This is a genomic window from Sphingomonas sp. SDUR79 (assembly GCF_056821745.1).
Genome location: NZ_JBPDIN010000001.1, coordinates 3,225,774 through 3,240,099, shown reverse-complemented (window position 1 = coordinate 3,240,099; position 14,326 = coordinate 3,225,774). Strand labels below are relative to the sequence as shown.

At 68.0% G+C, this 14,326-nt stretch carries 13 protein-coding genes; 9 read left to right on the top strand and 4 right to left on the bottom strand.

The window, feature by feature from the left end:
- Positions 1–10 precede the first annotated feature (10 nt).
- The 6 genes from ACRYLO_RS15975 (at position 11) to ACRYLO_RS15950 (ending at position 5,678) form a co-directional block, all read left to right on the top strand.
- Positions 11–1,105, top strand: a complete 1,095-nt coding sequence (locus ACRYLO_RS15975; protein WP_482661065.1) for a flagellar basal body P-ring protein FlgI — start codon at positions 11–13, stop codon at positions 1,103–1,105.
- The gene (locus ACRYLO_RS15970) at positions 1,102–1,461 is read left to right on the top strand and encodes a rod-binding protein (RefSeq protein WP_294017636.1); all 360 of its coding nucleotides are present in this window, start codon (positions 1,102–1,104) and stop codon (positions 1,459–1,461) included. The genes ACRYLO_RS15975 and ACRYLO_RS15970 overlap by 4 nt, the downstream gene beginning before the upstream one ends.
- The gene (gene flgK, locus ACRYLO_RS15965) at positions 1,458–2,789 is read left to right on the top strand and encodes a flagellar hook-associated protein FlgK (RefSeq protein ID WP_482661064.1); all 1,332 of its coding nucleotides are present in this window, start codon (positions 1,458–1,460) and stop codon (positions 2,787–2,789) included. Before ACRYLO_RS15970 ends, flgK begins: the two co-directional genes overlap by 4 nt.
- A gap of 5 nt (positions 2,790–2,794) precedes the next feature.
- A complete protein-coding gene (gene flgL / locus ACRYLO_RS15960) occupies positions 2,795–3,703 on the top strand; it encodes a flagellar hook-associated protein FlgL (RefSeq protein WP_482661761.1) in 909 nt (302 codons plus the stop codon).
- 93 nt (positions 3,704–3,796) lie between these two features.
- Positions 3,797–4,660, top strand: a complete 864-nt coding sequence (motA, locus tag ACRYLO_RS15955) for a flagellar motor stator protein MotA (protein WP_300496113.1) — start codon at positions 3,797–3,799, stop codon at positions 4,658–4,660.
- A 115-nt stretch (positions 4,661–4,775) separates the two neighbouring features.
- The gene (locus ACRYLO_RS15950; RefSeq protein ID WP_482661063.1) at positions 4,776–5,678 is read left to right on the top strand and encodes a flagellar motor protein MotB; all 903 of its coding nucleotides are present in this window, start codon (positions 4,776–4,778) and stop codon (positions 5,676–5,678) included.
- A gap of 136 nt (positions 5,679–5,814) precedes the next feature.
- Here the strand turns inward: ACRYLO_RS15950 and ACRYLO_RS15945 are convergent, their stop codons facing one another.
- The 3 genes from ACRYLO_RS15945 to ACRYLO_RS15935 all read right to left on the bottom strand — a co-directional run bounded on the left by ACRYLO_RS15945 (position 5,815) and on the right by ACRYLO_RS15935 (position 9,957).
- Positions 5,815–8,352, bottom strand: a complete 2,538-nt coding sequence (locus ACRYLO_RS15945) for a TonB-dependent receptor (RefSeq protein WP_482661062.1) — start codon at positions 8,350–8,352, stop codon at positions 5,815–5,817.
- A 149-nt stretch (positions 8,353–8,501) separates the two neighbouring features.
- A complete protein-coding gene (locus ACRYLO_RS15940) occupies positions 8,502–9,617 on the bottom strand; it encodes a glycoside hydrolase family 130 protein (RefSeq protein WP_482661061.1) in 1,116 nt (371 codons plus the stop codon).
- A 46-nt stretch (positions 9,618–9,663) separates the two neighbouring features.
- Positions 9,664–9,957 (bottom strand): chorismate mutase, encoded by a 294-nt coding sequence (locus tag ACRYLO_RS15935; protein WP_482661060.1) that lies wholly within the window; start codon positions 9,955–9,957, stop codon positions 9,664–9,666.
- A gap of 117 nt (positions 9,958–10,074) precedes the next feature.
- Here ACRYLO_RS15935 and ACRYLO_RS15930 point away from each other — a divergent pair, with 117 nt between their 5' ends.
- Positions 10,075–11,088 carry a polyprenyl synthetase family protein gene (locus ACRYLO_RS15930; protein ID WP_482661059.1) on the top strand — a complete coding sequence of 338 codons (1,014 nt, stop codon included), beginning with the start codon at positions 10,075–10,077 and terminating at the stop codon, positions 11,086–11,088.
- A 144-nt stretch (positions 11,089–11,232) separates the two neighbouring features.
- On the opposite strand, the gene ACRYLO_RS15925 is transcribed toward ACRYLO_RS15930, so the two are convergent.
- On the bottom strand, positions 11,233–11,445 hold the full coding sequence (locus tag ACRYLO_RS15925) for a hypothetical protein (RefSeq protein WP_224921965.1): 213 nt from the start codon (positions 11,443–11,445) through the stop codon (positions 11,233–11,235).
- A 94-nt stretch (positions 11,446–11,539) separates the two neighbouring features.
- On the opposite strand from ACRYLO_RS15925, the gene hrpB reads away from it, so the two are divergent.
- Complete coding sequence (gene hrpB, locus ACRYLO_RS15920) at positions 11,540–13,990, top strand: ATP-dependent helicase HrpB (protein ID WP_482661058.1); 2,451 nt, start codon at positions 11,540–11,542, stop codon at positions 13,988–13,990.
- Between the two features lie 10 nt (positions 13,991–14,000).
- A complete protein-coding gene (locus ACRYLO_RS15915; protein WP_066661891.1) occupies positions 14,001–14,282 on the top strand; it encodes an ETC complex I subunit in 282 nt (93 codons plus the stop codon).
- Positions 14,283–14,326 lie beyond the last annotated feature (44 nt).

Sequence of the window (14,326 nt, the reverse complement as noted above, 5' to 3'; positions counted from 1 at the left end):
GATAGCATCAATGATCCGCTTCCTGCTCGCCCTGCTCGCCACTCTGATCCTCGCCCAGCCCGTCGCGGCGGAGCGGATCAAGGATCTTGGCAATTTTCAGGGCATCCGCACCAACCAGCTGACCGGATACGGCATCGTCGTCGGTCTGCCGGGTACGGGCGACGACAATCTGGAATATACCGTCCAGTCGATGAAGGGGGTCACCGCCCGCTTCGGCCTCTCGCTGCCGGCCGGGGTCAACCCGGCGCTCAAGAACGCCGCCGTCGTGCTGGTGACCGCCGAGCTGCCCGCCTTTGCCAAGCCGGGGCAGAAACTCGACATCACCGTATCGTCGATGGGCAAGGCCAAGTCGCTGCGCGGCGGCACATTGGTGCTGACCCCGATGCTGGGTGCGGACGGACAGATCTATGCGATGGCGCAGGGCAACCTCGCCGTCGGCGGGCTGGGCGCCGAGGGCGCGGACGGATCGAAGATCGTCGTCAACATCCCTTCGTCGGGGCGCATCCCGGAGGGGGCGACAGTCGAGCGCGCGGTCGAAACCGGCTTCGCCACTGCGCCGACGCTGACCTACAACCTCGCGCGGGCGGACTTCACCACGGCGCAGCGCGTCGCCGACGCGATCAACGGCCGTTTCGGCTTCGGCACCGCGCGCGCGATCGACGCGGTATCGGTCGCCGTCACCGCGCCGCAGGGCGCCGATGTCCGCGCGCAAATCATGAGCGAGATCGAGAATCTCAACGTCGAATCCGCCGAGGCCGCGGCCAAGGTAATCGTTAACGCGCGCACCGGCACCGTGGTCATCAATTCGGCCGTGCGGGTCAGCCCCGCCGCGGTAACGCATGGTAAACTTACCGTTCGTATTGATGAATCCCAGCGCGTCGTTCAGCCGCTGCCGTTCAGCCAGGGCGAGACCCGGGTGGAGCAGCAGAGCGGCGTCGGCGTCGAGGAGGAGAAGCGACCGATGTTCCTGATGGATCCGGGTCCCAAGCTGGCCGATGTGGTCAAGGCCGTAAACGCGATCGGCGCATCGCCGGCCGATCTGGTCGCGATCCTGGAGGCATTGAAGCAGGCCGGCGCGCTGAAAGCGGAGCTGATCGTCCTGTGACCCAGCCTGTCGCCCCTGCATCGCTGAAGCTCACGGGCAGTGTCTCGACGGACACCGCGCGTCTGGGAACGCGCGACAATCTCGACCAGGCGGGCGAGAAGTTCGAGGCGATCTTCACCAAGATGATGCTGGGCGCGATGCGCAAGGCGAAGCTGGCCGACAGCCTGTTCGAAAGCCAGGCGCTCGACCAGTTCCGCGACATGCAGGACCAGAAGCTGGCCGAGAATATGGCCGCGCACACGCCGATGGGAATCGGCAAGGCGATGACCGAATTCCTGGCGAAAGCGGGCAGCGTTACCGGGACCCCGGTCGCTGACAGAGACAAGGCCGGAATCGACAGGGGCAGCACGCCATGACCGACATGCTCTCGATCGGCGCGAGCGGTGTGCGCGCCTACCAGACCGCGCTGACCACGACGTCGGAGAATATCGCGAACGCCGGGACCGCCGGCTATTCGCGGCGCGTCGCATCGACGCGTGAGGTAGCGGCACCGGGCGATGCCTCGGGCCGCACGCTTAACGGCCTCGGCGTCACCGTCAGCGGCGTAACCCGCACCGGCAGCGACCTGCGCAACGCCGAGGTGCGCGCCGCCGGGTCCGACCTGGCGCGCAGCGAGGCGGGGATCGTCTGGCTCGACCGGATCGAGAGCGCGCTGACCGGCAACAAGCTCGATGAGCGGATGACCGCGTTCTTCAACGCCGCGACCGCACTCGCCGCCGATCCATCGGCCAGCGCACCGCGCGCGACCTTCCTTCAGGCGGCAGCGACGCTGGCGCACAGCTTTACCGCGACCGCATCCGCGATCGAGGGTGCGACCGCCGATCTCGACGGCACCGCCGATGCTGCAGTCGTCGAACTGAACACGCTCAGCGCCGGCCTGGCCAAGGTCAATGCTTCGCTCGGCCGCACCGCGCAGGGAAGCAGCGCCCAGGCCGCGTTGCTCGACGAGCGCGACCGGATGCTCGATTCGATGGCGGCGCTGACCGATGTCTCTGCGAGCTTCGACGCTGCGGGCCGCGCCACGGTACGCGCCGGCGGCGGCGGGCCGTTGCTGGTGCAGGCCGATCAGGCGGCCATCGCCACTTATGCGCGCAGCCAAGGCGCCGTGTCCTTTGCCGTCTATGGCATCGAGGGGTCGCAGGCGCTGGCACCCACCGGCGGCGCACTGGCGGGAGTCGCCGAGGGTGCGGCCCGCCTTGCCGATGCCAAGGCCGCCCTCGACACGCTCGCCACCGATTTCGCCGCTGGCGTCAACGCGGTGCAGGCGGGGGGCGAGGACTTAAACGGCACCGCCGGTGCTGCGATGTTCACCGCCACCGGCGCGCGCGATTTCCAGCTGGTCCTGACCGACCCGCGCGGAATCGCCGCTGCAGCTCCGGGCGGCGGCGAGCGCGACAATGGCAACCTTGCTGCGCTTGCCACGCTGCGTCGCGACGAGGGCTTTGAAAGCCAGGTGACCACGCTGACCACCGGCAATGCCAGCGCGCTTGCGGGCCGCCGCGCGATTGCGGAAGTCCAGTCGACGATCCGCAGCAATGCGGTCGCGGCACGCGATTCGGTGACCGGCGTCAATGTCGACGAGGAAGCGGTCGATCTGATCCGCTTCCAGCAAGCCTATCAGGCGTCGAGCCGGGTGATCCAGGTCGCCCGCGAAACGCTCCAGACCCTCTTCGACATCCGGTGATCCCCATGCGCGTGACGACCAGCCAGAGCTTCGATCGCCCCTCGCTGCTGATGGCGAACCTGACAAGCCAGGCCGACAAGCTGCAGACGCAGGTGGCGACGGGCAAGAAAATCCTCGCCCCGTCGGACAGCGCGTCGGGCTGGCAGCAGCTATCGGGCCTCAAGCGCGCCGCGTCGGACGACGACGCCTATGGCACCAATATCAAGTCGGCCCAGGCACTGCTCGCCGCGACCGATACCGCGCTCGATCAGGTCGAAACCCAGCTGCAGCGCGCCCGCGCGCTCGCGGTGCAGGCGAACAGCGACACGGTGAATGCCGAGGGGCGCGCGGCGATCAAGGTTGAGGTCGAGGCGATTCTCGACGACCTGATCGGCGTCGCCAACAGCACGGACACGCGCGGCCAGCCTTTGTTCGGCGGCACGTCGGGCGATGCAGCCTTTACCGTGCAGGAGGACGGCAGCGTCGTCTGGACCGGAGGCGGCGACGTCGCGGCGATCCCGATTGGCGAGGGCGAAGCGATCGCCGCGACCACCAGCGGCGCGCGCGCGTTCGGGGGCATCGCGGGGTCCAGCGGGACCACCGACATGTTCCAGATCCTTTCCGCCTTCGCCGCGGCGCTCGGGCCGGACGGAGCGGAGGGCGGCGTCGGGACCGCGATGAGCGACCTCGACGCCGCCCTCGACCATCTCGGCGCAACCCGCGCCTCGGTCGGCGCGCGCGCCTTCCGCCTCGACCTCGAGGCTGAGCGGCTGGGCGAGGCCGAGATCACGCGTGAGGCAGCGCGCACGGGAATCGAGGACGCCGACACGGCGGATTCGATCGCGCAGCTGCAAAAGACGCTGACCATTCTTCAAGCGACGCAGGCGAGCTTTACCAAGCTCACCAGCCTGTCCTTGTTCGATTATCTGCGCTGAACCCCTCAAGTTCAGGGTGAATCGGTCGTTAGACATCATTGAATAGGCCGCCCGTTCCGGTGGCTCCGGTGACTTCGGGGGAAGATCGCACTCATGTTTCCAGCAATCGGCTTCGTCGTCCTGATCGCGATGGTGTTCGGCGGCTTCGCGCTGACCGGCGGCGCGCTCGAGCCCGTGCTGCACGCACTTCCGCACGAAATGCTGATCATCGGCGGTGCCGCGGTCGGCGCGCTGATCATCGGCAATTCGGGGCGTGAGCTGAAAGCGCTGGGCGGCGGTTTCGTGAAGGTGCTCAAGGGCCCGAAATACAAGAAGCAGGATTATCTCGACGCGATCTTCCTGGTCAGCAAGCTCATGAAGCTGCTGCGCATCGACGGCCCGATCGCGCTGGAACCACATGTCGAGGATCCCAAATCCTCGGCGATCTTCGCCGAATATCCCCGCCTGCTCGCCGACCACGCGCTGACCAGCCTGATCGCCGACACGCTGCGCCTCGTCGTCGTCTCGTCCGGCACGCTCGACGTGCATGCGGTCGAAGAGGTGATGGATAACGCGATCAAGACCCACCACCATGAGGTCGCCGAACCGCAGCACGCGCTCCAGAACCTTGCCGACGCGCTGCCCGCGCTCGGGATCGTCGCGGCGGTGCTGGGCGTGGTCAAGACGATGGGATCGATCGACAAGCCGCCGAACATCCTGGGCGGGATGATCGGATCGGCGCTGGTCGGCACGTTTCTGGGCGTGTTGCTGGCCTATGGTCTGGTCGGCCCGCTCGCCGGGCGGCTGAAGCAGATCATCGACGCTGATGCGGCGATCTATCACACGGTCAAGCAGATCATCATCGCCTCGCTCCACGGCCATCCGCAGCCTTTGGTCATCGAAGCCGCGCGCAGCGGTATCGCGCACCATAACCAGCCCGGCTTCGCCGAAGTGTTCGACGGTTTGCGCGGGCGCTGATGATGGGTTTCGGCACCAGCCCGCTCCCCCACCCGGCCACCCACACGGTACTCTCGATGGGTGGCCGGGTGGGGGAGCGGGCTGGTGCCGTTTCGCGCCGTGAGGCGCGCGAACGATGACCGCCCGGGCACCTCACGCGGCCAAGCAGCCGCCCAAGATCATCGTCAAGAAGATCTACGTCGAGGGCGGCGGGGGTCATCATGGCGGCGCGTGGAAGGTCGCCTATGCCGATTTCGTGACGGCGATGATGGCGTTTTTCCTGCTGATGTGGCTGCTCGGCGCGACCAATGAAAAGCAGCGCAAGGCGCTTGCCGATTATTTCGCCCCGACACTGATCGAGTTCAAACAGAATAGCGCCGGCTCCAACGGACTGTTCGGCGGCGACGCGATCCAGGGCAAGGACAATTACCCGACCAACGGCAAGCAGACCGGCACCCGGTCGATGACCATCCCGGCCGGCGCAACCGGCGGCGACCGCGTCGGCACGGGCGAGAAGGGCAGCCTCAAGAACAAGGAGGCGATGGACAACGCCGACCGCAAGGCCTTTGCCAAGATGAAGAGCGAGATCGAGCGCAAGATGAAGGCCAATGGCCTCACGCGCCTCGGCAAGCAGGTCCGGTTCGTGCCGACGCGCGAGGGGATGCGCATCGACCTGATGGACGATGCCGATTATTCGATGTTCGCGCTTGGCACGACCAGTTTCGTGCCCGATGCGGCGGAGCTGGTGAAGCTGGTCGCGCAGTCGATCGCGGATTCGGACAATCCGCTGATGATCCGCGGCCATACCGACAGCCTGCGCTATGGCGACCCGACCAATATGAACAACTGGATGCTATCGAGCGCGCGGTCGGAAGAGACCCGCCGCCGGCTGGTCGCAGCGGGCGTGCCGGAGTCACGCTTCGAACGGATCGAAGGCGTCGCCGACCGCGAACCGATGATCGCCGCCAACCCCGCCGACCCGCGCAACCGCCGCGTCGCGATCACCCTGCTCTATCGCAAGAGCAAGCTGGATAAGTGAACTGGTTCAGCTGCGCTGAAGTGCGGCGCCGGCCCGCTCCCCCACCCGGCCACCCATAGAATACACTGTCGTTGGGTGGCCGGGTGGGGGAGCGGGCCGGCGCCGCGCGCGTCGCGTCAGCGACGCCAAAGACGCCTTAGAAAAACAGCTTCCGCACGCTGATCCGCACCGTGCGCCCGACGGGATCGAGCAGTGTCGGCTGATAGCTGTACGGCGTCCCGCCCGTCGCGTCGGTCACCTTCAGCCGGTTGTCGAAGACATTATCGACCGACAGCACCACCCGCGTACCCGCCAGCCAGCGATTGTCGCGCACAAATTTAAACTGTGGGCCAAGATTGGCGAACAGCCGCAGCCCGACCGTCGCGAAATCGTCGAACCGCAACTGGCCCGTCCCGGTCGTACCGCCATCGACTCGCGTCGCGCTCTGCCAGTCGGCATTCACGCGCAGCCCGATGCCATCGCGCACCACGCCCGCGCGCACCTCGACCTGATGGCGCGGCGACCCGCCCCGGCTACCCGTCGCCGATCCGTCGAGCAGGTCGAGCGCGGGAAGCCCGTCGCGAATCTCGATACGATCGGTCAGCGCCACGGTGTGGAACACGCCGAACTGAAGCCGCCCGCCGCCGCCCGCTCCTCCAGGACCGCCACCGAAGCCGCCAAAGCCACCGCCGCCCGGCCCGCGCCCGCCGCCACCGCCACCGCCGAAGCGCGGACCGCCGCCACCCGGACCAGCGCCCGGAGCGCCCTCACCACGCGGCGGACGTGCACCCTCAGGCGGTGTCTGCGGCGCAGCGTCGCCGGGTTGACCCGGTTGCGGCTGGCCCTGCTGCGCCTGACGCGCCGCCATCATCGCCTCGCGCCGGGCACGGAACTCTTCCGCAGCCTTGCGCGCCAGCGGTGAGGCGATCGGCGCGGAAAAGTTGATGCCCCAGCGGATCTGCTCGCGCTCGCTGCGCGCGAAATTGATCGGACGATTGTCGATCCGGATCAGGCGACCGCTGCCGTCGCGCACGAAACGATCGGGAAACGCCGCTTCGATCTCGGCCGTCGCGGTCGGGAAGGACGCGATCGGGTCCCGAACGATGCTCTTGGTATAATCGACGTTGAAGCTCAGATCGATCTTCTGGACCGGCTGATAGTTCAGCCCCAGCTTCATCACGCTGCGATTGTCCGCCGACAGGCCGGGATTCCCGCCGTCCAGCCGTGTAATATCGACCGTCTCCCCGCGCACGAAGTCGAACACGCGCACATTGGGCGTCGCAACCACCGGGTTGCCGAGCTGCTGCGCCGAGGGCGCGCCCTCTTCCTCGGTGAAGGAGGCGAGCATGCGCAGCCCGTCGACCGGAGACCAGTTGGCGCCATAGCCATAGGTGAGCAGCGTGCCGAAGTCCGACAGCTGTTCGACCTCCGCATTGGCATTGAGCGAAAAGTTGCCGAGCGGGCTCAGCACGTCCTTGTTGCGGCTGGCGATGGGCAGGTCGATATTCGCCCGCGCGCTGCCGCTGGTGCGGCCGATATCGGTCGCGACATATTGCCCGGCACGCCGCGATTGCGCGTCGAGGTCGCTGGTCCGACCGGACAGGCGCAGGCTGGTATTGATCGCACCAGCGGGCAGATCGGCGATCGGGCCGTTGACCAGACCGTCGATCGATCCGACATTCGATACCGACTGCGCCCAATCGGTCAGGCCAGTGTCGCGATCGGTGAGCGTACGGCTTTCAATCCGGTCCCAATTGCCGGTCAGCGACCAGCGCCATTTGGTCGAGATGTCGCCATTGAACGACACGCCGCCCTGGAGCGTGTTGGTCGCGTTGCTCCGCTCGAGCGGATCGGTGCCTCCGGTCGGGAGGCCCAGCAGCGAATCGCTCCAATTCTGCTCCATCCGCAGATTCGCGGTGGCAACGGTCTTGCCGATGTTGCGGCTGAGCACGGCGTTCAGCGTCAAACTCTGCGTTTCGGGGCGCAGCGAGCGGAACTGCGTGTCCTGGCGCGGGAACAGCGGATCCTGAACGATGTCGCGTTCGCTCTCCAGCAAGGTCGAATCGCGCTCATATTCCAGGTCGAGGTTGATACGGCCATTGGGGTTGAGGCGAAGCATGCTCAACTCGACATCCTGCCCGGCGGTCCCGCCACCGGTCGCAGCGCTGCCATCGAGTTCGACCGTGAACGAGCGGAAGCGACGCCGCAGCACGATGTTCACGACGCGCTGGTCGGCGCGATAGCCGAGCTTGAGCGCGGCCTCTTCCGGCAGAATATCGATCCGCTCGATCGCTTCGGGCGGAATGTCGCGGATCTCGCCAAAGCCGGAGATGCGCCGCCCGCTGAGCAGCAGCACCGGCGCACCGCCGCCGCGCCCGCGCCCGCTGCGCGTCTGCGGCTCCAGCTCGGTCAGCAGTTCGGCGAGCGATCCGACGCCATAGGCGCGGATATCGGCGGGGTTGAGCACCAGCTCCGGCTTCACGTCACCCGGGACCGATCCGCGCGGGGCGCTGCCGGTGATGACCACTTCCTCGACCTCGTCGCCCATTGCACCGCCCGGCGCGCCGGGCTCCTGCTCCGGCTCGGCCTGCTGCGGCGTGGTCGAGGGGGAAGCCGGTTCCGTCTGGGCAGCAGCCACCGCCACGGGTGAGGCCGTTGTCATCAACGCTGCCGTGATCCACGCCGCTTGCCGCATCCACTTACTCCAGAACCGAAAAAACCGACCGGACGATATCCGGCAGCGGCGCACTAGCCGTGCTTTGTCGCAAAATTGTGCCACTGCGAAGGCGAAGTTGGAGTCGAATTCAGCTGCGCTGAATGGCGGCACCGGCCCGCTGCCAAACGCTAATCGAAACGCGCCTTGGCAATATGCGAAATGCGGCAGGCCAGGTCCGCCTCGCCGCTGGCCACGATCCAGGCCTCACCCGCATCGACGATACCGGTGGAGAACACCACTGGCGTGGGCAGATAGCGGCGGTCGGCGATCGCCGCGGTCAGCGCGGGCCGCTCTTCCAGCAGCGGCACCCCGTCCTCCTGCCGCAGCACGACCGTGGGGTCGTCGCGATCCAGCAGCGCCCAGAAGGTGCGATAGGCCCCGATTGCAGCGCGCTGCTCGACCCCGTGATACAGCATCAGCCATCCTTGTGGGGTCAGCACCGGCGGCGTCCCCCCACCCATGCGCCGGTTGGTGCTGGTCCCGCGGCGCGCGCGTAGCCCGGGCGTATCGAGCGGCTTCCAGTGCAGCGCATCGGGCGACTGGGCGAGCTGGATCGCCGGTCCGCCGATATAGGGGCTGTCGGGCGGCGGCGCGAACCACGCTTCGCCGAGCGGGCGGGTCAGCGCCATGAACTTGCCGCCGACCTTCCCCTCGAACAGGCACATGTCCTTGTTCTGGTGATCGAGCACGATCCCTTCACAACGATAATCGAGGCCGTTCACCGAGCGATAGAGCGCGGTGCATTGCCGCTCGTCCGACACGGCGCAGACCGTCATGTACCAGGCACCGCCGATCAGGCTGATCCGCGCATCTTCAACCCCCAGCGCCATGAACGACGCCGACGGCTCGATCGCCTTGTCGTAATGCACCTTCACCACGCTGCGCCCGTCGCCCGCAATTTCGACCGGCAACAACCAGGACAGCGAGGTCAGCCCGGACAGGGGCGGCGCGCTGCCGCGCAGGCGAAAGGTGCGCGGATCGTCCATCTCCAGGCCATCGAGCGGATAGGAATCGAGCACATAGCCGTCGGGCGTCCAGCGGATTGCGCGGGCGTGGCCGTCGACCACCGGCTGCGTGATCGCCTCCGCCACGCGCACCATCAGCAGCAGATTGCCGCCGGGCAGCCGGGTCAGGCCAGGGTTGAACGCGCCCAGGACATAGGTGTCCGCGTCGAGCGACCGGCGCAGCGGCGAGCGCGACAGGTCGACATCGTCCGGCGTGAAGATCAGCGTGTCGTCGATCATGCCTGCGCCCCTTTATTACCCCGCCCAGCGCCTAGCGCGCAGCGCCTCACTCGGTTCCCGGCATATCTTGCATGCGGGCATGGTGGCGGATCACCTCATCGATGATGAAGCGCAGGAATTTCTCCGAAAATTCCGGATCGAGATCGGCTTCGGCGGCGAGTTCGCGCAACCGGGCGATCTGGCGCTCCTCGCGCATCGGGTCGGCGGGGGGCAGGTTGGTCTCCGCCTTGAACCGGCCGACCGCTTGGGTGATCTGGAACCGCTCGGCGAGCAGGAACACCAATGCCGCATCAATGCGATCAATGCTCTGGCGATAGCGCTGCAGCGTCTCGTCGGTCATGATTCTCGCCCCTCGACTTGTGGCACCGGCCCGGTCCCGCGCCTTCTTGCCGCGCTTTCGGCCCCACGCAACCCCCAGCCACTTGCCTTTAGGGCAAGTTGCCGCCATCGCGTCGCCATGAGCGCGACCATCCATCGCATCGGCCGCAGTGCCGCCCCCTCGCTCGAGCCGATGATCGCGCTGGTTGCGGGTGACATGAACCATGTCAATGCGGTCATCCTCGACCGCATGCAGTCGCAGATCCCGCTGATTCCCGAACTCGCCGGCCATCTGATCGCGGGCGGCGGCAAGCGGATGCGTCCGATGCTGACGCTGGCGAGTGCGCGGCTGCTCGACTATCCGGGCAACCGGCATCACCGGCTCGCCGCTGCGGTCGAATTCATCCACACCGCGACCTTGCTCCACGACGATGTCGTCGATGGCAGCGATATGCGCCGCGGCAAGCGCACCGCCAACCTCATCTGGGGCAATCCGGCCAGCGTGCTGGTCGGCGACTTCCTGTTCAGCCGCAGCTTCGAACTGATGGTCGAGGATGGCAGCCTCAAGGTGCTCAAGATCCTGTCCAACGCCAGCGCGGTGATTGCGGAAGGTGAGGTCAATCAGCTCACCGCCGCGCGCCGGGTCGAGCTGGACGAAGGCCGCTATCTCGACATTATCGGCGCCAAAACCGCCGCCTTGTTCGCCGCCGCGTGCCGCATTGCGGCGGTCGTGGCGGAGCGCAGCGAGGCGGACGAAGCCGCGCTCGACGCCTATGGCCGCAATCTCGGCATCGCGTTCCAGCTGGTCGACGACGCGATCGATTATGTTTCCGACGCGGGCACGATGGGCAAGGACGCGGGCGACGATTTCCGTGAGGGCAAGATGACGCTGCCCGTCATCCTCGCCTATGCGCGCGGCAATGACGAAGAGCGCGCCTTCTGGCGGGAAGCGGTGTTGGGTCGCCGCAATGACGATGCGGATTTCGCCTATGCGGTCGAGCTGGTCCGCGCGAGCCGCGCGGTCGATGACACGCTCGCCCGTGCGCGCCATTACGGCCAGCGCGCAATCGACGCGATCGGCAGCTTTCCCGCCAGCGCGGCCAAGGAAGCGATGATCGAAGCGGTCGAGTTCGCGGTGGCGCGGGCGTATTGAATGCCAGCGTCCGTCATCCCCGCGAAAGCGGGGACCCATCTCCCGGACTGTCCAACCACTCACCAGCTCGGTGCGCCGATAGCGTAGGAGATGGGCCGCCGCTTTCGCGGGGGTGACGACGGGGGACGTCGCGGTTTGCGCCCCTTACTCCTCGACCGGCTCGTCCGCGTCGTCATCGACGCCGAGCGCGTCCTCCTCGTCCGTATCCAGCGCTTCGCCGATCGCATCGGCGATCAGGTCGAGCTGTTCGAAGCTCGCCGTCAGCTCGATCGTCTCGCCATCCTCATCCTCGAAATTGAGCAGATAATCGCCCTTGCCGTCCGCCGCGACCGTGAAGCTCGAAACCGTGCGTGCCATACCGTGTCTCCTTTTCCATCCGCCGCAACGCGCGCCGCGCGATCCGGTGCCATCGCGGCTTCAAGCATCGCGTCGAATTGCGTAGGGCGGGGCGGTGAGCGACCTGCCGATCCATGCCGTCCTGCCCGATTTGCTCGCCGCGCTGCGCGATGGCAGCAACGCCGTGCTCGTCGCGCCACCGGGTGCGGGCAAGACCACGGCGGTCGCCCCGGCGCTGCTGAACGAGCCCTGGTGCAGCGGCGAAATCCTGCTGCTGTCCCCCCGCCGCCTGGCTGCGCGCGCCGCCGCCGAGCGCATGGCAGCGCTGGCGGGGGAGAAGGTCGGCGCGACCTTTGGCTATGCCACGCGGATGGATACGCGGCGGTCGGCAGCGACGCGGGTGACGGTCGTGACCGAGGGGATTTTCGTCAACCGCATCCAGGCCGATCCCGAACTGGCCGGGGTCAGCGCGGTGCTGTTCGACGAGGTGCATGAACGCAGCCTCGACAGCGATTTCGGATTGGCGCTGGCGCTGGATGCGCAGGGGGCGCTGCGGCCCGACCTGCGGATCGTGGCGATGTCGGCGACGCTCGACGGTGCCCGGTTTTCCAAGTTGATGGATGGCGCGCCGGTGATCGAGAGCGAGGGGCGTAGCTATCCGCTCGAGCTGCGCCATCTCGGCCGCTCCGCCGAAGCGCGGATCGACGAGCCTGTCGTCGCCGCGATCCGTCAGGCGCTGCGCGAGGCGGAGGGCGGCATCCTCGCCTTCCTGCCCGGCGTGGCCGAGATCGAGCGCACCGCCGAACGGCTGGGCGATGTTCCCGGCACGGTGACCCACAAGCTGCACGGCAGCCTCGACCCCGGTGCTCAGCGCGCGGCCATTGCCCCCGATCCGCACGGGCGGCGCAAGATCGTGCTGGCGACGTCGATCGCCGAAACCTCGCTCACGCTCGACGGCATCCGGGTGGTGGTGGATTCGGGCCTGGCGCGCCGCCCGCGTTATGACCGCGCGGCGGGGATGACGCGGCTCGTCACCGAACGCGCGAGCCAGGCTTCGGCGACGCAGCGTGCGGGCCGCGCCGCGCGGCAGGGGCCGGGGGTCGCGTACCGGCTGTGGGAGGCGGCGGCGACCGCGGGCTTGCCGCCCTATGACCCGCCCGAGATTCTCGAGGCCGATCTGTCGGCGCTGACGCTCGACTGCGCGTTATGGGGCGTTGCGGACCCGCGCGAGCTGCGCTGGCTCGATCCGCCGCCCGCGGCTGCGGTGGCTGAGGCGCGGGCGCGGCTGACCACGCTGGAAGCGCTCGACGCCGATGGCCGCCCGACCGCGCATGGCAAGGCAATTGCCGCGCTGCCGCTCCCTCCCCGGCTCGGCCATATGCTGGTCCGCGCGGGCGAGATGGGCATGGCGACGACTGCCGCGCAGGTCGCCGTGCTGCTTGGCGAGCGCGGGCTGGGGGGCAATGACGTCGACCTTGAGTCGCGGATGCGCCGCTGGCGGAGCGAACGCGGCCAGCGCGCCGAGGCGGCCTGGAAGCTGGCCGAGCGCTGGACGAAGCTCGCTCCGGCAGCGCCCGCCAGCACTGCGCCCGGCGCCGAACAGGTCGCCCTGTGCATTGCCCTCGCCTTCCCCGACCGCATCGCGCGCCGCCGTGACGCGTCGGGCGAGACCTGGGCATCGGCGGGAGGACGCGGGTTCAGGCTCGATCCGACCACATCGCTCGCCCGCCACGAATGGCTCGCGGTCGCCGAGACCCAGGGGATGGCCGCAGGCGCGCGGATTCTCTCCGCCGCCCCGCTCGACGCGGCGCAGATCGACAGCCTGTTCGCCGACCGGATTGAAACGCGCCGCCATGTCCGCTTCGACCCCGCGACCGGCCGGGTCGAGGCGATGCGCGAGCGGCGGCTGGGCGCGATCCGCCTGTCCTCCGGTCCCGACAGCGCCGCCGATCCGGATGAGATCGCCGCCGCCTTGCTGGAAGGGGTGCGCGCGCATGGCCTCGCGCTGCTGCCTTGGTCCGATACCGCACAGGCGCTACGCTCCCGCGCGGCCTATGCCGGTCTCGACGCGCTGTCGGACGCCGCGCTGATCGCCGATCTCGACGACTGGCTGCCCCCATCGCTCGCAGGCAGGCGCCGGCTCGATGCGGTATCGGGCGAAGGGCTGACCCACGCGCTGCAGAACCGGATCGGCTGGGACGGGCAGAAGACGCTCGACCGCCTCGCCCCGGCGCGGCTGGAGACCCCCGCCGGATCGAGTCATGCGATCGACTATGCCGCAGAGGGCGGTCCGACGGTCGAGGTGCGGGTGCAGGCGCTGTTCGGCCTCGCCGCGCATCCGATGCTGGGGGACGGGACGCCGCTCGTCCTCTCGCTCACCTCCCCCGCCGGGCGACCGATCCAGACGACGCGCGACCTTCCGGGCTTCTGGAAGGGCAGCTGGGCCGATGTCGCCAAGGAAATGCGCGGCCGCTACCCCCGCCACCCCTGGCCCGACGATCCTGCGGCGGCCAATGCCACGTTGCGGACGAAAAATGCAGATGCAAGGCGGCGCGGATCGGGATAAAGGGGCAGCCATGTCGACAGCACGCATCTATCAGCGCCCGAAGAACGCCATGCAGTCGGGCCGCGCCCGCACCGATCGCTGGGTGCTCGAATTCGAATCGAATGAGAAGCAGCGCCCCGACCCGCTGACCGGCTGGGCCGGATCGGGCGACACCCGCGCGCAGCTGCGGCTGAACTTCCCGACGCTGGAAGCGGCCAAGGACTATGCCGCGCGCGAAGGGATCCACGTCCATGTCGTCCCCGCGCCGGTGAAGACGCTCAAGCTTCAGGCTTACGCCGACAATTTCCGGTAAGCTGCGCCTGCTTTTCTCGTCGTCCCGGCATTGAGCCGGGACAG